Source organism: Streptomyces sp. NPDC058620 (assembly GCF_042717135.1).
Taxonomy (GTDB): domain Bacteria; phylum Actinomycetota; class Actinomycetes; order Streptomycetales; family Streptomycetaceae; genus Streptomyces.
Window position 1 is genome coordinate 276,091 of record NZ_JBHXQO010000002.1, and the last position, 18,968, is coordinate 295,058.

The 18,968-nt window shown below is 72.5% G+C and carries 19 protein-coding genes; 9 read left to right on the forward strand and 10 right to left on the reverse strand.

What is annotated here, in order from left to right:
• Positions 1 to 56: 56 nt before the first annotated feature.
• On the forward strand, positions 57 to 926 hold the full coding sequence (locus ACFWSK_RS03700; RefSeq protein ID WP_383781466.1) for an NAD(P)H-binding protein: 870 nt from the start codon (positions 57 to 59) through the stop codon (positions 924 to 926).
• 42 nt (positions 927 to 968) lie between these two features.
• On the opposite strand, the gene ACFWSK_RS03705 is transcribed toward ACFWSK_RS03700, so the two are convergent.
• A complete protein-coding gene (locus ACFWSK_RS03705; protein WP_383781469.1) occupies positions 969 to 2,183 on the reverse strand; it encodes a flavin-containing monooxygenase in 1,215 nt (404 codons plus the stop codon).
• 156 nt (positions 2,184 to 2,339) lie between these two features.
• Between ACFWSK_RS03705 and ACFWSK_RS03710 the strand changes: the two genes are divergently transcribed.
• Positions 2,340 to 2,792: a DoxX family protein gene (locus tag ACFWSK_RS03710; RefSeq protein ID WP_383781472.1), complete on the forward strand. Its 453-nt coding sequence runs from the start codon at positions 2,340 to 2,342 to the stop codon at positions 2,790 to 2,792.
• An 80-nt stretch (positions 2,793 to 2,872) separates the two neighbouring features.
• The gene (locus ACFWSK_RS03715) at positions 2,873 to 3,304 is read left to right on the forward strand and encodes a Zn-ribbon domain-containing OB-fold protein (protein ID WP_383781474.1); all 432 of its coding nucleotides are present in this window, start codon (positions 2,873 to 2,875) and stop codon (positions 3,302 to 3,304) included.
• Between the two features lie 25 nt (positions 3,305 to 3,329).
• Here ACFWSK_RS03715 and ACFWSK_RS03720 read toward each other — a convergent pair whose 3' ends face one another.
• From ACFWSK_RS03720 to ACFWSK_RS03735, 4 genes are all read right to left on the reverse strand, one after another.
• Entirely contained in the window at positions 3,330 to 3,914 is a 585-nt protein-coding gene (locus tag ACFWSK_RS03720) for a hypothetical protein (RefSeq protein ID WP_383781477.1), read from the reverse strand.
• Positions 3,915 to 3,923: 9 nt separating this feature from the next.
• Positions 3,924 to 4,835, reverse strand: a complete 912-nt coding sequence (gene htpX, locus ACFWSK_RS03725) for a zinc metalloprotease HtpX (protein WP_383781480.1) — start codon at positions 4,833 to 4,835, stop codon at positions 3,924 to 3,926.
• 89 nt (positions 4,836 to 4,924) lie between these two features.
• Entirely contained in the window at positions 4,925 to 5,602 is a 678-nt protein-coding gene (locus tag ACFWSK_RS03730; protein ID WP_383781483.1) for a pyridoxal 5'-phosphate synthase, read from the reverse strand.
• 78 nt (positions 5,603 to 5,680) lie between these two features.
• Positions 5,681 to 6,862 (reverse strand): acetyl-CoA acetyltransferase, encoded by a 1,182-nt coding sequence (locus tag ACFWSK_RS03735; RefSeq protein WP_383781486.1) that lies wholly within the window; start codon positions 6,860 to 6,862, stop codon positions 5,681 to 5,683.
• Between the two features lie 151 nt (positions 6,863 to 7,013).
• Between ACFWSK_RS03735 and ACFWSK_RS03740 the strand changes: the two genes are divergently transcribed.
• On the forward strand, positions 7,014 to 8,225 hold the full coding sequence (locus ACFWSK_RS03740; protein WP_383781488.1) for an acyl-CoA dehydrogenase family protein: 1,212 nt from the start codon (positions 7,014 to 7,016) through the stop codon (positions 8,223 to 8,225).
• Positions 8,225 to 8,704, forward strand: a complete 480-nt coding sequence (locus ACFWSK_RS03745; RefSeq protein ID WP_383781491.1) for a nitroreductase family deazaflavin-dependent oxidoreductase — start codon at positions 8,225 to 8,227, stop codon at positions 8,702 to 8,704. Before ACFWSK_RS03740 ends, ACFWSK_RS03745 begins: the two co-directional genes overlap by 1 nt.
• A 240-nt stretch (positions 8,705 to 8,944) precedes the next feature.
• Here the strand turns inward: ACFWSK_RS03745 and ACFWSK_RS03750 are convergent, their stop codons facing one another.
• Positions 8,945 to 9,592 carry a TetR family transcriptional regulator gene (locus tag ACFWSK_RS03750; RefSeq protein ID WP_383781493.1) on the reverse strand — a complete coding sequence of 216 codons (648 nt, stop codon included), beginning with the start codon at positions 9,590 to 9,592 and terminating at the stop codon, positions 8,945 to 8,947.
• A gap of 311 nt (positions 9,593 to 9,903) precedes the next feature.
• On the opposite strand from ACFWSK_RS03750, the gene ACFWSK_RS03755 reads away from it, so the two are divergent.
• The gene (locus ACFWSK_RS03755; protein ID WP_383781495.1) at positions 9,904 to 10,713 is read left to right on the forward strand and encodes a VOC family protein; all 810 of its coding nucleotides are present in this window, start codon (positions 9,904 to 9,906) and stop codon (positions 10,711 to 10,713) included.
• 214 nt (positions 10,714 to 10,927) lie between these two features.
• Positions 10,928 to 13,348: a PQQ-binding-like beta-propeller repeat protein gene (locus ACFWSK_RS03760; protein ID WP_383781498.1), complete on the forward strand. Its 2,421-nt coding sequence runs from the start codon at positions 10,928 to 10,930 to the stop codon at positions 13,346 to 13,348.
• A 54-nt stretch (positions 13,349 to 13,402) separates the two neighbouring features.
• Here the strand turns inward: ACFWSK_RS03760 and ACFWSK_RS03765 are convergent, their stop codons facing one another.
• The gene (locus ACFWSK_RS03765; protein WP_383781500.1) at positions 13,403 to 14,038 is read right to left on the reverse strand and encodes a hypothetical protein; all 636 of its coding nucleotides are present in this window, start codon (positions 14,036 to 14,038) and stop codon (positions 13,403 to 13,405) included.
• A 292-nt stretch (positions 14,039 to 14,330) separates the two neighbouring features.
• On the opposite strand from ACFWSK_RS03765, the gene ACFWSK_RS03770 reads away from it, so the two are divergent.
• On the forward strand, positions 14,331 to 14,879 hold the full coding sequence (locus tag ACFWSK_RS03770; protein ID WP_383781503.1) for a hypothetical protein: 549 nt from the start codon (positions 14,331 to 14,333) through the stop codon (positions 14,877 to 14,879).
• Between the two features lie 13 nt (positions 14,880 to 14,892).
• Here ACFWSK_RS03770 and ACFWSK_RS03775 read toward each other — a convergent pair whose 3' ends face one another.
• Genes ACFWSK_RS03775 through ACFWSK_RS03785 form a run of 3 tightly spaced genes read right to left on the reverse strand, consistent with a single transcriptional unit; the run spans position 14,893 to position 17,287 of the window.
• Entirely contained in the window at positions 14,893 to 15,678 is a 786-nt protein-coding gene (locus ACFWSK_RS03775) for an enoyl-CoA hydratase/isomerase family protein (RefSeq protein WP_383781506.1), read from the reverse strand.
• A 6-nt stretch (positions 15,679 to 15,684) separates the two neighbouring features.
• Positions 15,685 to 16,137, reverse strand: a complete 453-nt coding sequence (locus ACFWSK_RS03780; RefSeq protein ID WP_383781508.1) for a Zn-ribbon domain-containing OB-fold protein — start codon at positions 16,135 to 16,137, stop codon at positions 15,685 to 15,687.
• Between the two features lies 1 nt (position 16,138).
• The gene (locus tag ACFWSK_RS03785) at positions 16,139 to 17,287 is read right to left on the reverse strand and encodes a lipid-transfer protein (RefSeq protein ID WP_383781913.1); all 1,149 of its coding nucleotides are present in this window, start codon (positions 17,285 to 17,287) and stop codon (positions 16,139 to 16,141) included.
• Between the two features lie 99 nt (positions 17,288 to 17,386).
• Here ACFWSK_RS03785 and ACFWSK_RS03790 point away from each other — a divergent pair, with 99 nt between their 5' ends.
• On the forward strand, positions 17,387 to 18,943 hold the full coding sequence (locus ACFWSK_RS03790; RefSeq protein ID WP_383781511.1) for a FadD3 family acyl-CoA ligase: 1,557 nt from the start codon (positions 17,387 to 17,389) through the stop codon (positions 18,941 to 18,943).
• Positions 18,944 to 18,968: the final 25 nt, after the last annotated feature.

An 18,968-nucleotide genomic window follows, 5' to 3' on the forward strand; every position in this document is an offset into this window, starting at 1 on the left:
TGCACGGCGGACGGACGGCCATGGTTCCGGGCCCCGCGGCGCGATGGACTCGGCCCATGACGACGAAGGCGACGAAGCCCCCGCGGAGCACGCGATCCCTCACCTCCGACATCCTCGTCCTGGGCGGGACCGGGAAGACCGGCCGCCGGGTCGTCAGGAAGCTGCGCGAGACCGGTACGGCCCGCGTCCGGGCGGCTTCGCGCTCCGGTGAGGTGACCTTCGACTGGACGGTCCCTGCGACCTGGGAGCCCGCGGTGAGCGGCGCGTCCGCCGTCTACCTGGTGGCCCCCGAGGACCCGGTCGCCGTCCGGGAGTTCGTCGCGGAGGCCGCGCGCGCGGGCGTCCGCCGCTTCGTGGCGCTGTCCGGGCACGGCACCGAGGCGGCCGGGGACGATTTCGGGCAGGGCATGCTGGCGGGCGAGGCGGCGGTACGGGGGTCCGGCGCCGAGTGGACGGTCATCAGGCCGAGCAACTTCTTCCAGAACTTCGACGAGGACCTGTGGCTCGCGCCGCTCAAGGCGGGCCGCCTGGCCCTGCCGATCGGTGCGATGCCCGAGCCCTTCGTCGACGCCGAGGACGTGGCCGGGGTCGCGGCGGCCGTCCTCACCGGCGACGGTCACGCGGGCCGGACCTACGAGCTCACGGGCCCCCGCGCGCTGACGTTCGCGGAGGCCACGGAGACGATCGCCCGGGCGGCGGGACGCCCGATCCGTTACGAGGAGCTGACCCCGGACGCGTACCGCGCCGAACTCCTGGGCCAGGGCTGGCCGGAGGCCATGGTGGACCTCCTGAGCGGGATGTTCGCCGTGCACCGGGCGGGTCATACGGCGGCCCTGGGTGACGGAGTCCGGCAGGTGCTCGGCCGCGAACCGGCGGACCTGGCCCCGTGGGCGCGACGCGTCGCGGCGAAGGGGACGTGGGCGTAGGCGTAGGCGAGACCCTGCCGGGTGTTCCGCGGCTTCCCGCCGTCAGCCCGAGCCGGCCACGCTCCTGGCGATCTTGCGGGCGTCCAGGGCCATTTCGCGGAACATGCCGCTGATCGGGTTGGTGAACCCCGTGAAGTACAGGCCCGGCGCGTCCTTCGGCGTACGCCCCCCGTGCACCACCGGCCGTCCCCGCTCGTCCAGAACGCCGAGGTGGCCGACCAGGTGCTCCAGGGCCCGCAGGTACCCGGTCGCGGCGATCACGGTGTCCGGGGTGATCCGGGTGCCGTCGGCCAGGACCACCGTGTCCCCGTCGAAGGACGCCACGGTGGCCACCGGCACCACCCGGCCCGTCTTCACCGCGTCGATCAGGCCCACGTCCTGGACCGGGATCGCGCCGTCCTTGACGCGGGAGTACAGGCCCGTAGCGGGCCGTGGCAGTCCCTGGGCGGACAGGTCGGGTACGGCGAGTTTCGCCATGACCCCGCCGGCCCGGTCCACGAGCCGTACGGGCAGCCGCCGTACGAGGATGCCGGTCGCCTGCGCGGGCCAGCCGGCGGTGGAACGGCGGACGATGTGCGGAACGGTGCGCACCGCGATCCGTACCCGGGAAGCGCCGCCCTCCACCAGGTCCACGGCGATCTCCGCCCCGGTGTTGCCGATCCCGACGACGAGGACGTCCTGGCCTGCGTACGGGGTGGGGTTGCGGTACTCCGAGGCATGCAGCAGCTCGCCGGTGAACGTGTCGCGCCCGGACCAGTCCGGGACGCGCGGCGTGTGGTTGTAGCCGGTGGCGACGACGACGGCCCGCCCGGTCAGGACCCGGCCGCCGCTCGCTGTCAGCTGCCAGCCGGTACCGTCGGCGGCCCGTTCGATACGGGAGACCTCGACGCCGGTGACCACTTCGAGCGCGTGGTGCTCTGCGTACTTCTCCAGGTAGCGCACCACGTCCGCGCGGGACACCCAGCGCCCGAACCGGCGGGGCATCGCCAGGCCCGGCAGCGCGGACCAGCGCCGGGTGGTGTGCAGACGCAGCCGGTCGTAGTGGCGGCGCCAGGAGGCCCCGACGCTGTCGGACTTCTCCAGCACGACGGCCCGTACGCCCTGTTCGCGCAGGGCGGCCGCGACGGCGAGACCGCCTGGACCACCGCCGACGACGTAGACGGGCCGGTCGTCGGTGCGGTCGGTCGGACCGGCCTGGGCGGCGGCGGATACGGAGGCGGATGCGGGGCTGCGGGGGGTGGACGGGCTGTCGGGCATGGTTATGGAGCGTAATCGCGCGCTCACTTGATGGGTCTCGGTCAAGGCCGGAATCGGTTGCGAATTGATCACGGGGCCACCTCTTGCGCGAGACGGTCCTGATCAGGTGAACTGACGTACCGTCAGATTGCCTGGCCGTGACCGGAAGGAGCGCCGATGCGGACGATCATGCTCGGTGGGGCCGAGTGGCTCGCCGTCCTGCGCATAGGGCTCGGCCTGTGGTGGCTGGAGAGCTGGCGCCACAAGGACAGGAAGGGCTGGTTCGAGCGCGGCACGGGCATCGCCTGGGCGGCGGACGTCGCAGGGAAGCACCGCTGGCCGGTGGTCCGCACCGGATTCCGGCGCGTGGTCGAACCCCGCCCCCGGCTCGTGGCGTATGTCGTCGTCTACGCCGAACTCGCCCTGGGGATCGGGCTGATCGCCGGATTCCTCACACCGGTCGCCCTGGTCGGGGGGCTGCTCCTGAACCTCCTCTATCTGGTGCTGATGATCCATGACTGGGCCGAGCAGGGGCAGAACGCGATGATGGCGCTGATCTCGCTCGTCGCGCTTTTCGCCATGTCCTGGCAGACCTGGTCCCTCGACGAGGCGATCGGACTCTTCCTGTGACTCCCGCCACTCCTCCGTCTCCCGCGAATCCTCCGTCTCCCGCCACTCCCGCCACTCCTGGCGCTCCTGCGAGGCCCGGGGTGGAAGCGGCGCGCTACGACCTCCCGGAGCCGGACGCCTTCACCCGCCCCTACTGGGGCGCCGCGGCGGAGGGTCGCCTGCTGCTGCGCCGCTGCGGCGCCTGTGGCCGGGCCCACCACTACCCGCGCGAGTTCTGCCCCCGCTGCTGGAGCGAGGACGTCACCTGGGAACGCGCGAGCGGCCACGCGACGCTCTACACCTGGTCCGTGGTCCACCGCAACGACCTGCCGCCGTTCGGCGCCCGGGTCCCGTACACCGCGGCGGTCGTCGACCTAGCCGAGGGCCCGCGGATGATGACGGAGCTCGTGGACTGCGAGGCGTCGGCCCTGACGATCGGCATGCCGCTGGTGGTCGCCTTCCGCCACGAGGAGGGCAGGGAATCGGTCCCGGTCTTCACGGTCCCCGCGCCCGGTCCCAGGGCCACGGCCTGACCGTCGGCCACCACCGGCCGGCCGGTCAGAGGCCCGGGGCTCCCCAGACCGGGAACCAGCGGGCCAGGTCCTTCTCCACTCTCAGGTCGTCGCCCAGGACCGCTCTCGCCTGGAGCTCCAGTTGGTTGTCGCGCTTCTCGGCCGCGCCGGGCAGGGGCGCGAACGGGTAGAACGTGCCGCGTTTGTAGAGGTAGACCAGGGCGAGCCCGCGTCCGTCCGGGTGGTGGAAGCCGATCAGCGAGCACAGCAGGTGCGGGCCGAAGCCGCCGTCCTGGAGCAGGGTGTTGACCGCGTGCAGGTCGTTGACCAGGGCCGCCGTGTCGTCGGGCGGCTGACGGGCGAGCAGCCAGGTGTAGCCGTACGCGTCCCGGCTGAACTCCACCGGGATTCCGCCCCGGCCGGTGTCCGCGTCGAGCAGTTCCCGTACGTCCTCCTGGAGGCGGGCGAAGCCGCCGCCCTCCACGCCCGCGAAACAGACGGAGCCGAGGCCTGTGGGGGCGAAGCCCGTGCCCGCCTGGAGGGTCAGCGCGGCGGAGGGGACGGCGAAGAGCTGGTCGAGGTCGGGGCGGACCGGCTTGCTGCGGCCCAGGAGGGTGTCGAGGATGCCCATGGACGTTCCTTAAGGCCGGGACAGGTCGGCGGAGATGCGGGCGAGCTGGTCGAGGCGCTGTTCGAGCGTCGGGTGGGAGGAGATGAGCCGCCCGAGGCTCTCCTTCGAGGCGAACGCGGGGACGAAGTAGAAGGCGTTGTACGGCTCCGCCTTCCGCAGGTCCTCCGTCGGTATCCGGGCCATCTGGCCGCTGATCTTCGTCAGGGCCGAGGCGAGTGCCGAGGGGCGGCCCGTGAGGAGGGCGGCGGTGCGGTCGGCGGAGAGTTCGCGGTAGCGGGAGAGCAGTCGGGTCAGCAGGAAGCTCAGGGCGTAGACGACGGCGCTGATCAGCGGGATGAGCAGCACGATGATGCCCGCCGGGTCGCTGCCGCGGCTGTTGCGCGCGAAGCCGCCCCAGAGCGCGATCCGGGTGATGACGCCCGCGAGGACGCCGAGGAACGAGGCGATCGTCATCACCGCGACGTCCCGGTGCGCGACGTGCGACATCTCGTGGGCGAGGACGCCCTCCAGCTCCTCCGGTTCGAGCCTGCGCAGGAGCCCGGTCGTGGCGCAGACCAGGGCCGTCTTCTCGTTGCGGCCGGTGGCGAAGGCGTTCGGCACGTCGCTCTGCGCGATCGCCACCCGGGGCTTCGGCATATCGGCCAGGGCGCAGATCCGGTCGATGGTGCCGTGCAGCTCGGGCGCCTCCTCGGGGGTGACCTCCCGTGCTCCCATCCCGTACGCGGCGATGCGGTCGCTGAACCAGAACTGGGCGACGAAGAGACCACCCGTGATGATCAGGATGAGCGGCCAGGAGCCGCGCAGGGCCGCCAGGAGCACGCCGACGAAGACCACGTACAGCAGGCCGATGAAGAACATCGTCGTCACCATGCGCGTGGTCAGGCCGCGGTCCGGGGCGTAGCGGGAACGGGCTCGTGCCATGGGTGCCTCCCTCGGCTCACCTGCCTCCTATACTGCCCCTTTTATGTTTAATTCGAATAAATGATCCGAGGTCGCCGAGGGTGCGCGGCTCAGGGCCAGAGAAGCTCCCGTACCCATGCCCCGCCGTCCGGACGCCCGTCCCGGCGGTAGCGCAGCCGCACGTGCCGGCGCCGCGCGTCGCCCTGGAAGAACTCGGCCTCCTGCGGCTCGACCACGTACCGGGTCCAGCTCGGCACCTCCGCGTCCGGGACGGACCGGGCATGCTGCCAGGCGGACTCGGAGGCCCGGACCAGCTCGTCCCGCGTCTCCAGGACCTCGCTCTGCCGTCCCACCAGCGCCGACGCCAGTGCCCCCGTCGAGCGGGCGTGCAGATCGGCCAGGCTCTCCGCCGGGCTCGCCGTGGCGACCGGTCCCCGCACCCGTACGTGACGCCCCCGCGCCGGCCAGTAGAAGCCGAGCGCGGCATACGGGCGGGCGGCGAGCTGGTGGCCCTTCGTGCTGGTGGCGTGCGAGGCGAAGTGCCAGCCGCGCTCGTCCGCGTCGTGCAGCATCAGCGTCCGGACGTCGGGGCGGCCCTCCTCGTCGACGGTGGCGAGGGACATGGTGTGCGGCTCCGGCTGCCCGGCGGCCACCGCGTCGGCGAACCAGGTGTGGAAGAGGGCGACGGGGTCGGCGGGCGCGGTGGCCGGGTCGAAGGAGGGGAGGTCGATGTCCCACACGCGCTGGGTGTGGAGCAGGTCGAGGAAGGTGCTGTGCGAATCGGGCATGGGGTCATTCCACCGCAGGGGGACCCCGCCGGGCCGCGCGTCCCCCTCCCCGCATCCTCGTCCCCGCCCTCGCCCTCCTCATCCCCGCCCCAGCACCACCGTCCCCGAGGAGCAGAACCAGCCGCCCGTCCCCGAGGCCACGGCCAGTTCCGGCAGCCGTCCGCCCGCGCGGCGCACCTGCCGCTCGCCCGCCTCACCCCGTAGCTGCCGTACCGCCTCCACCAGCAGGAACAGGCCCCGCATCCCCGGATGGCAGGCCGAAAGGCCGCCGCCGTCCGTGTTCACCGGGAGCTCTCCGGTCAGACCCGTCCGGCCCCTCTCCACGAACGCCCCGCCCTCGCCCTTCGCGCAGAAACCCAGATCCTCCAGCGTCACCAGCGTCATATAGGTGAACGCGTCGTAGATCTCGGCGAGGTCGATGTCGGCGGGCCGCACCCCGGCCCGCTCGAAGGCCAGCCGGCCCGAGACCGCCGCGGGGGAGACCGTGAAGTCCTCCCACTCGGACATCGTGGAGTGCGAGGCGTACTCACCCGTTCCGAGAATCCACACCGGGGCCTTCGCCGTGTCCGGTACGTACTCCTCGGCGGCCAGCAGGACCGCGCATCCGCCGTCGCTGCGGATGCAGCAGTGCAGTTTGGTGAACGGGTCCGCGATCATCGGCCCCGATAGGACCTCGTCCACCGTGATCGGGTCCCGGAACATCGCGTCCGGGTTGGCCGCGGCGTTCGCACGCGCCTGGACCGCCACCTCGGCCAGCTGCTCCGGTGTCGTCCCGTACTCGTGCATATGGCGGCGTGCGGCCATCGCGTACTTGGCGATCAGTGAGTGCCCGTACGGCACCTCGAACTGGAGGGGGCCGCGTGCCCCGAACGACAGACTGGAGGTCCGGCGCCCAGCCCTGATGTCGGCGCGCGCCGTCGATCCGTAGACCAGCAGGACGGCGTTGGCGTGGCCGGCGGCGATGGCGTCCGCCGCGTGGGCCGCCATGACCTCCCAGGTCGCACCTCCGACCGCCGTGGAGTCCACCCAGGTGGGAGTGAGGCCGAGATACTCGGCGACCTCGACGGGTGCGAGCATCCCGAGCCCCGCGGAGGCGAAACCGTCGATGACGGACCGGTCCAGGCCCGAGTCGGCGAGTGCCCGGCGGGCGGCCTGGGCGTGCAGGGCGTACGGGGTGGCCTCGTCGGCGCGTCCGCAGTCCGCCAGCGCTATTCCGACTGCGGCGACCCGGCGCGGGGCGGTGGAGAGGGAGGGTGACATGAATCTGACGGTACATCAGATGAGGTGCGTGGCAAGGGGTTTGCGTGCGCGACGGGCGCGCGCGGCTCTGTGTTTTTCGGACCTTCACGCCTAGCATGACGGCCCGTCAGGTCGGGGCGCAGGTCCCTGACCGAGGGGAAGGAGCCCGACGATGGACGCCGCCTTCACCGCGGAACAGGACGAGATCCGCCGCACGCTGCGCGAACTGCTGGCCAGACACTGCGGCCCCGACGAGGTCAGGGCCGCCGTACGGACCGCCGAGGGGTACGACGCGGTCCTGTGGCGCCGGCTCGCCCGCGAGCTCGGACTGCCGGGGCTCGCGACCCCCGAGGCGTATGGCGGTGTCGGCTGCGGGACCGCCGAGCTCGCCCTCGCCTGCGAGGAGACCGGCCGGGCCCTCCTGCCCTCACCGCTCCTCGCCACCGCCGCCCTCGCCGCCCCCCTGATCACCGCACTCGGCACCGAGGCCCAGCGCACCGCCCTGCTGCCGGCCATCGCCGCGGGAGAGCTGACCGCCACCCTCGCCGTCCCCGGCACCGGCCTCTCCACTGGCCTCGGCCTCACCGGCGACGAAGCCGGAGGCGACACGGGCGGCGAATGGGCGGGCGGCGGCCGGGCCGGCGGCGTCCAGGCGAGACCGGCCAGCGGCGAGGAGGGCTGGCGGCTGTACGGCGAGGCGGCACAGGTCCTGGACGGCCACAGCGCCGGACTGCTCGTGGTCGCCGCGCACACGGGCGGCTTCCCGCGCAGCCGTACGCTCCTCTTCCTCGTGCGTACGGACACGGCGTCCGGACTCGTCCGCACCAGGCAGACCTCGATGGACGAGACACGGCCGCTCGGGCGTATCGAACTGCGGGACACCGAGGCCGAACTCCTCGGCGTGGACAGCGCCGACGAGACGTCCGCGGCCCTGGCGGCGGCGGGGCGCACGGCCGCGGCGGTGCTCGCGGCGGAAGCGGCGGGGGCGGCGGCGAGCGCGCTGGAACGCACCGTCGAGTACGTGAAGGCCCGGGAGCAGTTCGGCCGGGCGATCGGCTCCTTCCAGGCGGTGAAGCACCGCCTCGCGGACGGGTACGTACGGGTGCAGGCGGCCCGCTCGGCCGCGTACTACGCGACCTGGGACCCGACGGCCGCGGGTCTGGCGCTCGCGCAGGCACTTGAGGCGCTGCGGATCACCGCCGGGGAGGCCATTCAGCTGCACGGCGGCATCGGGTTCACGTGGGAACACGAGGCGCACCTCTACTTCAAGCGGGCCACCGCCGACGAACTGCTCTTCGGACCCGTCCACCGGCTGCGCGACCGCGCGGCGCACCAGGCCGGGCTGTTCCTGGCCGGGGGCGCCGGGGCAGAGGTGGCCGTCTGATGGCGCCCGGGGTCCGGCTGGTCCAGAGGGTCTCCTCGACCCGCGCCTTCGCGAGGATCGCCCCGCACGTCATCCCCGTCATGGACCGCACGGTGCACCGGCTCACCCGGGGCAGGGTGCTGCTCAGCGCGCAGATGCTGCCGGGCCTCGTCCTCACCGTGCGGGGGGCGAGGAGCGGGCAGCTCAGGACGGTTCCGCTGGCCTGCATGCCGCAGGAGGGGCCGCCCGAGAGCTGGATCCTGGTGGGCAGCAACTTCGGCCGTGCGGGGCATCCGGCCTGGACCGCCAATCTGCTCGGCTGCCCCGACGCGGTCGTCAGCTGGAAGGGCCGGGACGTCCCGGTGCGCGCACGACTGCTCCAGGGGGCGGAGCGGGCCGAGGTGTGGGAGGCCGCACTGAGGTTCTGGCCGCCGTACGCGACGTACCAGGCGAGGATCGAGCGGGAGATCCGGCTGTTCCGGCTGGAGGGCCGGAGCTGAGGGCCGGGACTGAACGCCGGAACTGAGGGCCGGGGCTGAACGCCGGGGCTGAGCGATGGGGATCTGGAGCGCCGGGGCCTGGTCCGGTCAGCCGGGGCCTCGCGCGGTGCGTCGTCGAGGCCGCAGGCGCCGACGGCGGACCACAGGCCCAGCTGTGGTCCGCCGTCGGTGAGACAGGACGACGTGGGTGCCCGGGTTGCGGCTGAGCGCCCAGCGTGTGAGGGAGATCCGGCGCCGCGCCTACTTCGTCGGCTTCTTGCCGGTGATGCCCAGATGCACCAACAGGGCCAGATTGGGGCGGAGTTCGGCCTGCTTGACGCCCCAGGTGGTGAAGCCCTTCTGGTGCGAGGCCACTGCGGCCAGCATCGCGACCAGAGAGCCCGCCATCGCCGCGGGACTGACGTCCTTGTCGACCTTGCCCTTGGCCTGGAGCTCCTTCACCGAGTCCGTAAGGGAGTTGGTGACCGAGTTCAGGATCTTCATGCGGATCTTGTAGAACCGCTTGTCGCCTTCGGCCGCGCCGAGGTCGACCACCCGGAGGATGGCGTCGTGACGGCGCCAGAAGTCGAGGAATCCCTCGACCAGTTCCTCGGAGGTGTGCCAGCCGGCCTTGCCGACCCAGGAGCGGCCGGCGACCAGTTGGGTCAGCCCGGCACCCTCCTTGGCCATTTCCTCGGCGATTTCGAGGACGGCGCCCTCGACGTCGGGGAAGTACTGGTAGAAGGTCGCGGGTGAAGTCCCCGCCTTCCGGGCGACGTCGATGACTTTGACGTCCCGGTACGGCGAGGAGCTGAGCATCTCGCTGAGGCAGTCGAGCAGCTTCTGCCGCGTCGCCTGACCGCGTCGACCGGCCACGCGGCCGTCGACGGTGCGTACTTGTCCTGTCATGCAGTCAGCTTACCGAGGGGTGATCGGAGCGCGATTCGGCCGACTGCAAATGGGGAACGCCGCAGGACCGGAGGGGTGCGTGGTGGATTTTCGGCCAGGCGCGAGGCCGCGGGTCACCGCACCGTCGTGTGCGCGGCATAAGTGTTATCAACAGCCTGTGGACAACTTCGGTGGACAACTTCGTCCACGCCGGGCACAGGGCCTTCACGATTAGGGCAAATGTTCTATATGGGTGCGTCAGGGCGCGCTGCGCCGCGCCCGCCGTTACGTTGACTGTGACGGGCGTCACCGCTACGGAAGGACCCGGGCCCATGGCCGCATTCGCGCACTCCGTGCCGTGCTGGGTGGATGTGCAGCTCTCCGACCTCGAAGCGGGCAAGCGCTTCTACGGCGGGCTCTTCGGCTGGACCTTCCGCGCGGGCGACGGCATGCCCTTCGCCGACGCCTTCAGCGACGGCAGACTCGTCGCCGCGCTCGCGGCCAAACAGGACGGCCGGATGCCGACGGCCTGGGGCATCTACTTCTCCACCGACGACATCACCGCCACGGTGGCCCTCATCAGGGAAGCGGGCGGCCAGGTGATCACCGACCCCGTGCGGGCGGGCCGGGCCGGAGTCCTCGCCCAGGCCGCCGACCCGGGTGGCGCGGTCTTCGGGCTGTGGCAGGCGGGCGACCGGGCGGGCTTCGAGAAGCAGAACGAGCCGGGTGCCTTCTGCTGGACCGAGGTCTACACCCGTCGGCCGGAAGCCGTGGATGCCTTCTACGAGCGGGTCTTCGGCTTCCTGGGGACGGATCTGGAGGAGTCCGCCGGGGGCGCGGCCGGCACCGCCGAGCCGGGCATCGACTACCGGATGTGGTCGCCCGCGGGCAGCGAGGCGGGGCCCGATACGGCGGTCGGCGGGCGCAGTGTCATCACGGACGCCTTCCCCGCCGTGATGCCCAGCTACTTCCTCAGCTACTTCGCCGTCGCCGACTGCGACCGGGCCGCCGGGACCGTCGTCCAGCTGGGCGGCCGGGTCACCACACCGCCGTTCGACATCCCGTACGGGCGGATGGCGGTCGTCCAGGACGACCAGGGCGCCGCCTTCGCCGTACTCCAGCCGACCGAACTCCTGCCCTGAGTGGTCCGACACGCCCCGCCCCGCATCCCCCGTGTCCCGGTACCGGATGAAGTGACATAGGACACCCCGATCCGCTCCCGGGTTCGCAACCGGGGCCTGGGACAGGAAGAATCGGGGTGCGCACCGCCAGGTGGTGCCCAGTGGTGAGACGCTGCACATGGCGGGATTTCGCGGGCTTCTGTTCTTGAGGTCCGTACGGGGAGGTGGCAGGCAAGTGGTGGAGCAGCTGACGCAGCACGACCCGAGGCGGATCGGCCCGTTCGAGGTGCTGGGACGACTCGGCGCCGGCGGCATGGGGCTGGTCTATCTCGCGCGCTCGGCGTCGGGCCGGCGGGTGGCGATCAAGACGGTGCGCACGGAGCTCGCCGAGGACCAGCTGTTCCGGGTCCGGTTCACGCGTGAGGTGGAGGCCGCCCGGGCGGTCAGCGGGTTCTACACGGCCGCCGTGGTGGACGCCGACCCGCGAGCGGCGGTGCCGTGGCTGGCCACCGCCTACGTCCCCGCCCCCTCGCTCGAAGAGATAGTGAATGAGTGCGGGCCGATGCCGACCCAGGCGGTGCGGTGGCTGGCGGCCGGGATCGCCGAGGCGCTCCAGTCCATCCACGGCGCAGGCCTCGTCCACCGTGACCTGAAGCCGTCCAACGTGCTGGTCGTCGAGGACGGCCCCCGTGTGATCGACTTCGGGATCGCGTCCGGTGTCTCCAACACCCGGCTGACCATGACGAACGTGGCGGTCGGCACCCCCGCCTACATGTCCCCCGAGCAGGCACGGGACTCCCGGAGCGTGACCGGGGCCAGCGATGTCTTCTCGCTCGGCTCGACGCTGGTGTTCGCGGCGACCGGGCATGCGCCGTTCCACGGCGCCAACCCCGTCGAGACGGTGTTCATGCTGCTCAGGGAGGGCCCCGACACGGAGGGCCTGCCCGACGATCTGCGGCCGCTGATCGAGTCCTGCATGCAGATGGACGCCACCCGGCGGCCCAGCCCGGCCGATCTGCAGGCCCAGCTCGCCCCGCACCTCTTCGCCTCCGGCAGTGACGACAGCGGTACGGCGTCGGCGTGGCTGCCGCACCGGGCCACCGCGATGATCGAGCAGCGGCGCGGCGGTGGCCGCACGATCGCCCCGGCGGCCCCGGTCCCCGCGCACGCTCCGGCGCACGCCGCGCCGGTGGCCGCGCCACCGCCGCCGCCGAATCCGCCGCAGCCGGCGCACGGCGCGGACTGGGACACGGCCTGGCGCAGCGGCGCCGACCTCCGTTCCCCGTCGCCCGGCCAGGCCCCCGCCTCGTCGCCCGGCGGCGGTCCCGTACAGCTGGCCGGTGCGAAGGTGCCGATCGGCCCTGGGCTGCGGCCCGGCGAGGTCCGCGGCGCGGCCGCGGCGCACGCCGATCCGGCCACCGGCTGGGTGCGCCCGCCGGCCGGGCTGAACGGTGCCACCCCGCCGACCGCCCCGGTGCCCGCCCCCGCGCCCCCGCCGGATGCGGCACCCGCCGCGCCGGACCGCTGGCGGCCCTGGCGTTTCCGCATGTCGAACGATGTGTGGGGCACGCCGGTCGTCTCCGGTGACCTGCTGTACGTGACGTCGTTCGAGGTCCACGCGCTGGATGTGGGCAACGGGAGACGCCAGTTCAAGACCCGGGACGTGGCCTGGGCGATGGCGGTCGACGGCGGCCGCATACACGGTTCGGACGGACCGTCCCTGTACGCGCTCGACGCGGCCACCGGTGCCGAGCGGTGGCGCCTGCAGACGGATGCCTGGGTGTACTCCCTGAAGGCGGACCGGGGCACGGTGGTGACCGGGACGCGGGGCGGCGGGGTCCAGGCGTGGGAGGCGTCCAGCGGCGAGAAGCTGTGGGCGACCTCGGGCGTCCAGACGGACTTCGAGACGCCGGAGGCCGGGCCCGCGATACACGACGGCACGGTGTATCTGTGGCAGGACGCCCGGCTGCGGGCCCTCGACGCCCGTACCGGTGGTGAGCGGTGGTCGTACCCGATCGGTGACGCGGCGTCCTGCGGCGGTGTGCCGGTACGGGTGGCGCCCGCGGCGGACGGCTGTGTGTACGTGTCGGCGGGGACCCGGGTGCTGGCGGTGGACTCGGTCTCCGGCCATGTGCGGTGGCACTTCGAGTCGCCTGCCGTCTTCCTCTCCCCGCCCGCGTTCGCCCCGGGGCCCGCGGTGACCGGGGGAGGGGTGTACCTCGCGGACTACCTCGGCACGGTGTACGCGCTCGACGCCTCGACGGGCAAGGACCGCTGGCGGATCGCGACGGAGGCCCGCCAGTCCATCGAGCCGGTGCTGGTGGCGGCGGGGAACGTCCACGTCGGCAGTGGCAGCGCGCTGTACACGCTGGACGCGGTGACGGGCACGCCGAAGTGGCGGTTCGCGGCCGGCGGCGACGTGGTGGGCGCGCCGGTGGTCGCGGACGGACGCGTGCACTTCGGCTCCGCGGACCACGTGCTCTACACGCTGGACGCGGCGGGCGGCCAGCTCCGCTGGAAGCTCGCCACGGGCGGCGAGATCACGGGGTCGCCGGTGGCGCAGGCGGGTGTCGTGTACGCGTGCAGCAAGGACCGCTGCGTATACGCGCTGGACGCCCTGAAGGGAACGGGTACGGGCAACCGGGCACGGGCCTAGGGGCCCGCCCCGGCCCGGCCGGGGGCCGGGGACGGAAGCGTCGAGGGGCGGGCGTCAAGGGTTCGGGGGGCGTCGCCGGTCGGGCCCCTCACCCTGCGTGGGATACGAGCGGGTCTCCTGGTCGTCGCGCGAATCCGGTCCCACGTACGGGTCCGCCTCCCGCTCCGGCCAGGGCGACGTCTGTGCGGCCGGCCCCGGCTCCTGCGTGGGCGGCCAGGTGTCCGGATGGTCCGACCCCGGCGGAGGATAGGGCGCCGTGCGGTCGGTACGCGGCCGGGCCCGCCGCCCCGACATCAACGCCGCACCCAGCAGCAGCAGCAGTCCGCCCGCCCCCGCGATCGCCACTCCCGTCTGGACGCCGGAACCCTCCCCGCCCACCGTCAGGCCGCCCGCCGCCTGCCCCTGGCGGACCATCCACAGCACGGTGAAGCCCAGCACCACCACACCCGCGAACGCCACCGCGAGCCGCGACCGGAGCACCACTCCGACCAGGGCCACCACCGCGGCGAAGAGGAACGGCAACAGGATCGAGCCCATGACCGCGGCCCCGGTATCGGTGATGCCCTCGAAGAGGTCCTGGATGCGGTAGTGGCGCCCCAGCCGGCCCTCGTACCAGGCACGGAAGGGGCTCACGACAGCTGCCGCCGCCCCGACGAGAGCGACGACGGAGCCGATGACGTTGCGGATCATGAGGGGCCTCCCGCGGAGCTTGCGGCCTGCGCGGGCTGCGCGAGATGCGGGCGCGCGCGGCGCACGCCGAACGGCGTACGCACCTCCCCGAAAACCGACGCTACGCCGGGCCGAACCCACCCGCGACCGGAGCCGATCACCGCGCCGGGGGCCCGGCGGCGCACACGATGACAAGACCGTGACAGGGTCATGACCGGCCTGCCGGTCCTGTCCGGAATGCTGTGCGTCATGGCGTCGCGCGGTCCGCTCGACGGCCGAAGGACGTGTCACCAACCCAAGGGGGGCTGCATCGATGATGCGGCGACGTATGAGGTTCGCGGCGGTACTGGTCGTGGTGGTGCTCGCGCTCACCGGCTTCTCGACCTCCAGCAGCGGAGGCAAGGGCAGTGGCGGCAAGAGCCGCAGCGGCAAGAGCAGCGGATCGGGCGGTGGGGGCTGCTCCAGCTCGAAGAAGAGCAACGACGACTACGACTACGACGACAGCTCCTACGACGACTCCTCCAGCAGTTCCTCGGGCGGCGGCTACGGCACGCCCACCCCGGTCTCCACTGCCTCGGGCGCTCCCGAGGTGCGGGTCATCCGCTGCGCCCAGGCCCGCAAGGGCAAGCGCAAGGCCGTCACCTCGTCCGTCATCCAGCTCAGGTCCACGGCGTCCGGCACGGCGAAGACGTACGACGTCGAGGTGACCTTCCTGGACGCGCTCGGCAACACCGTCGACACGGGTGAGACCACCGCGGAGCTGGCGTACGGCGACGTCACGAGCCTCACCGTGCGCATGGACAGCCCCCGCAAGGTGTCCAAGGTGAAGAAGTGCAAGGTCACGGCGGAAGCCCGCCCCTGACCGGGGCGCCCGCTCACCGCAGTCGATACGTCCCGCCCCCGGGCCCACCTCCGCCCCGCTTCTCGAACAGCTCCGTCTGCCGCTCAGGCGCCAGATTCCCGAGGGCGATCAGATGCGGGGCGTGGGCCAGCGCCTGCGTCCGCGCCGCCTCCCTCGCCGACCACACCGCCCGTACCGTGCCCTGGACGGCGGCCGTCGGGTACGAGGCGATGACGGCCGCCGCCCGCAGCGCCGCGTCCACCGCCCCGCCGGCCGGTGTGACCTCACTGACCAGCCCGGTCTCGTACGCACGCCGGGCCGTGACCCGTTCGGCGGTCCCCATCAGTGACATCCGGGCGACCTCACCGAACGGCATCCGCTGCGCCATCGAGATCGCCTCGTAGGCGCTGACCATGCCGTAGGTCGTGTGCGGGTCGAAGAACGTCGCCTCCTCGGACGCGATCACGAAGTCCGCCTCGCCCAGCAGATAGAACGCCCCGCCGCAGGCCATCCCCTCCACCGCCGCGATCACGGGCTTCCACAGATCGTTCGCCTTCGGCCCGATCGCGATCAGCGGATCGTCGATCGCGTACGGGGAAGGGGGCTGCGAAACCTCCGCCCCCCGGTCGATCCCCGTACAGAAGGCGCGCCCGCCCGCCCCGGTGAGGACGACGGCCCGTACGCCCTCGTCGTAGCGGAACGCCCTCCAGAGCGCGGGGAGTTCGTCCGCCGTCGCGAGGTCGATCGCGTTGAGCTTCTCCGGCCGGTCGAGGGTGACCAGCGCGACCCCGGTCCCGTGATCCGTCTCCGTACGCAGCACCGCCGCTCACCGCTCCAGCAGCCAGCGGACCACGGTCACGCCGGGGGCATCGGGTCCGGCCGGGCAGAAGACCGCCTTCACCGCCGCCCCGATCCGCAGTCTCCCCGGATCGACCGAGTTCAGCGCCGCGTCCGGGCCGCTCACCACGTTCCCGGCCAGCCGGATCTTCGGGGCCTCGGCCAGCTCGACGACGACGGCGTTGTACGGGGCCTGCTCGGCGTACGCGGGCAGCAGGGGCGGATGGGGGACCACGTACGACCAGATGCGGCCGCGCCCGCTCATCGGCCGCCACTCGCTGTCGAAGGACTGGCAGCGCGGGCAGCAGGGCCGGGGCGGGAAGCGGAGCTCGCCGCAGCCGGGGGCGGCGCACGCCTGGACCCGGAGTTCACCGAGGGCGGCGTACTCCCAGAAGGGCGCCCCGTCCTCGTCGACGACGGGCGACAGCAGGCTGTCCGACATGTCAGCTCCTCAGCAGGACGGCGGAGGTGGGGACGCCTTCCCCGGCGGTGACCAGGCAGGTCGCGGCGTCGGGGACCTGGGCGGTGGAGACGCCGCGCAGTTGCTTCACGCCCTCGTTGATGAGGTTGAAGCCGTGCACGTACGCCTCGCTCAGTCCGCCGCCGCCCGTGTTGATGGGCAGCCGCCCGCCGCTCTCCAGCGCGCCGCCCTCCGTGAACGCGGCACCCTCACCGCGCCCGCAGAAGCCGTAACCCTCCAGGGAGAGCGGGATGAGCGGGGTGAACGCGTCGTAGATCTGGGCGACATCGACATCACCGGGGCCGAAGTCGGCCTGCTTCCACAGCTGTCGGGCCGCCGTCCAGGCGGGCCCGGTGAGCGGGTCGTCGTTCCAGTAGTTGACCATCCCGTGGTGCTGGGCGGGGAGCCCCTGGGCGACGGAGTGGATGTAGACGGGCTGCTGCTGGCAGTCGCGGGCGCGTTCGGCGGAGACGATGACGCAGGCGAGCGCCCCGTCCGTCTCCAGACAGTTGTCGAAGAGGCAGAGCGGTTCGCTGATCCAGCGGGAGGTCATATACATGTCGCGGGTCAGCGGCCGTTCGTACATCACCGCGTCCGGGTTCTGGTTGGCGCGGTTGCGGCAGGCGAGGGCGACGTTGAACAGGTGGTCGCGGGTGGCCCCGTACTCGTGCATGTAGCGCCGCGCGAGCATCCCGATCTCGTCCGAGGGCCGCAGCAGCCCGTACGGCCGGGTCCACTGGGCCGGGGCCGGCAACTGGACGGCGGTGTTCTTCCAGGGCCTGGGCCCCGAGCCGCGCTTCCGTGACCGCCAGGCGACCCCCACGCTCGCCTGCCCGGTGGCGACGGCGGCTGCGAGGTGCGCGATGGTCGCGCACGAGCCGCCGCCCCCGAAGCCCACCTTGCTGAAGAAGGTCACGTCACCTGCGCCGATGGCCTTGGCGATCTCGACCTCGTCGGTCTCCTCCATCGTGTACGAGGCGAAGGCGTCGACCTCCGAGGCCGCGATCCCCGCGTCGTCGAGGGCGGCGACGATGGCCCGGCAGGCCAGCACCTTCTCGCTCTCGGGGAGTTGTTTCGCGAAGGCCGTCTGCCCTATGCCGGCTATCGCTGTCACGTCTTTGAGCGTCGCCACCGCCACCTCCGGGACCGTCATGACTGCTGACAGCGCCAGAGGCTACAGCTAATCTGACGGATAGTCAGCTACTGTGCGGTTCGGCGGGGAGGACAGGCGATGCGCGGCGACGAGGAATGGTCCACCATCCCGCAGCTGGTACGGGCGGCGGCCGAGCGGTACGGGGACCGCGAGGCGGTCGTCGAGGGCCGCGCCCGCGTCTCGTACACGGAACTCGGCGAACGCGTGGAACGGGCCGCCGCCGCGTGCATGGCCTCCGGCGTGGAGCCGGGCGACCGGGTCGCGATCTGGGCGCCGAACACCCTGGACTGGATCGTCTCTGCGCTCGGGGCGGTCACCGCGGGCGCCGTCCTCGTCCCGCTCAACACCCGCTTCAAGGGCACGGAGGCGGCGCACATCCTGCGACGGAGCCGGGCGAAGCTGCTGTTCGTCACCGGCACGTTCCTGGGCACGTCGTACGTGGCGTCCCTGCGCCGGGCGGATGTCGGACTCCCGGACCTGGCCGGGGTGGTGGTGCTGGCGGACAGCGCCCCGGACGACTACCTGACCTGGAAGGACTTCCTGGCCGCGGGGGAGGGGATATCACCGGAGGCGGTACGGGAGCGGGCGGCCGCGATCACGCCCGCCGCCCCCTCCGACATCATCTACACCTCGGGCACGACGGGCCTCCCCAAGGGCGCGGTCATCACCCACGCCCAGACGCTGCGGTGCTACGCGATCTGGAGCGAGCTGGCCGGTCTCCGCGAGGGCGACCGCTACCTCATCGTGAATCCGTTCTTCCACACCTTCGGCTACAAGGCGGGGATCATCGCCTGCCTCATGCGCGGGGCGACGATGGTCCCGCAGCCGGTCTTCAACGTGGACACGGTCCTCGCGAACATCGTCGCCGAACGCATCTCGGTGCTGCCGGGTCCGCCCACCCTCCACCAGTCCCTCCTGGACCACCCGTCCCGCACCACCCACGACCTCTCGACCCTCCGCCTGGTCGTCACGGGCGCGGCGGTGGTCCCCCTCCAACTGGTCGAACGCCTGCGAGCCGAGCTCGGCACGGCGACGGTCCTCACCGCGTACGGCCTCTCCGAGGCGAGCGGCATCGTCACGATGTGCCGCACCGGCGACCCGGCGGACGTCATCGCCTCCACGTCCGGCCGCGCGATCCCCGGCACGGAGGTCCGCGTCCTGGCGGCCCCGGGCGCCCCCGGCGAGGTGCTGGTCCGGGGCTTCAACGTCATGGCGGGCTACTTCGAGGACCCGGACACGACGGCCGCCACGATCACCCCTGACGGCTGGCTCCGCACGGGCGACATCGGCGTCCTGGACGACTCGGGAAACCTCCGCATCACGGACCGCGTCAAGGACATGTTCATCGTCGGCGGCTTCAACGCGTACCCGGCCGAGATCGAGCAACTCCTGGGCCTGCACCCGGATGTGGCGGACGTGGCGGTGATCGGAGTCCCGGACCCGAGACTGGGCGAGGTCGGCAAGGCGTACGCGGTCCGCCGCCCGGACACCACGCTCACGGCGGACGACCTGATCGCCTGGTCGAGGCGCGAGATGGCGAACTACAAGGTCCCGAGGACGGTGGAGTTCGTGGCCGAGCTCCCGAGGAACGCGAGCGGCAAGGTCCTGAAGGGGGAACTGCGGGGGAGGGGGTAGGCGCGGGTCGGGAGACCGCGCGGTC

Excerpts from the sequence above, each read along its gene's own strand:
- ACFWSK_RS03765 (WP_383781500.1), bottom strand. The coding sequence starts at position 14,038 with ATGATCCGCAACGTCATCGGCTCCGTCGTCGCTCTCGTCGGGGCGGCG.
- ACFWSK_RS03755 (WP_383781495.1), top strand. The coding sequence starts at position 9,904 with ATGGCCGCATTCGCGCACTCCGTGCCGTGCTGGGTGGATGTGCAGCTC.
- ACFWSK_RS03735 (WP_383781486.1), bottom strand. The coding sequence starts at position 6,862 with ATGTCACCCTCCCTCTCCACCGCCCCGCGCCGGGTCGCCGCAGTCGGA.
- ACFWSK_RS03730 (WP_383781483.1), bottom strand. The coding sequence starts at position 5,602 with ATGCCCGATTCGCACAGCACCTTCCTCGACCTGCTCCACACCCAGCGC.
- ACFWSK_RS03740 (WP_383781488.1), top strand. The coding sequence starts at position 7,014 with ATGGACGCCGCCTTCACCGCGGAACAGGACGAGATCCGCCGCACGCTG.
- ACFWSK_RS03745 (WP_383781491.1), top strand. The coding sequence starts at position 8,225 with ATGGCGCCCGGGGTCCGGCTGGTCCAGAGGGTCTCCTCGACCCGCGCC.
- ACFWSK_RS03770 (WP_383781503.1), top strand. The coding sequence starts at position 14,331 with ATGATGCGGCGACGTATGAGGTTCGCGGCGGTACTGGTCGTGGTGGTG.
- ACFWSK_RS03750 (WP_383781493.1), bottom strand. The coding sequence starts at position 9,592 with ATGACAGGACAAGTACGCACCGTCGACGGCCGCGTGGCCGGTCGACGC.
- ACFWSK_RS03720 (WP_383781477.1), bottom strand. The coding sequence starts at position 3,914 with ATGGGCATCCTCGACACCCTCCTGGGCCGCAGCAAGCCGGTCCGCCCC.
- ACFWSK_RS03790 (WP_383781511.1), top strand. The coding sequence starts at position 17,387 with ATGCGCGGCGACGAGGAATGGTCCACCATCCCGCAGCTGGTACGGGCG.
- ACFWSK_RS03780 (WP_383781508.1), bottom strand. The coding sequence starts at position 16,137 with ATGTCGGACAGCCTGCTGTCGCCCGTCGTCGACGAGGACGGGGCGCCC.
- ACFWSK_RS03710 (WP_383781472.1), top strand. The coding sequence starts at position 2,340 with ATGCGGACGATCATGCTCGGTGGGGCCGAGTGGCTCGCCGTCCTGCGC.
- htpX (WP_383781480.1), bottom strand. The coding sequence starts at position 4,835 with ATGGCACGAGCCCGTTCCCGCTACGCCCCGGACCGCGGCCTGACCACG.
- ACFWSK_RS03700 (WP_383781466.1), top strand. The coding sequence starts at position 57 with ATGACGACGAAGGCGACGAAGCCCCCGCGGAGCACGCGATCCCTCACC.
- ACFWSK_RS03705 (WP_383781469.1), bottom strand. The coding sequence starts at position 2,183 with ATGCCCGACAGCCCGTCCACCCCCCGCAGCCCCGCATCCGCCTCCGTA.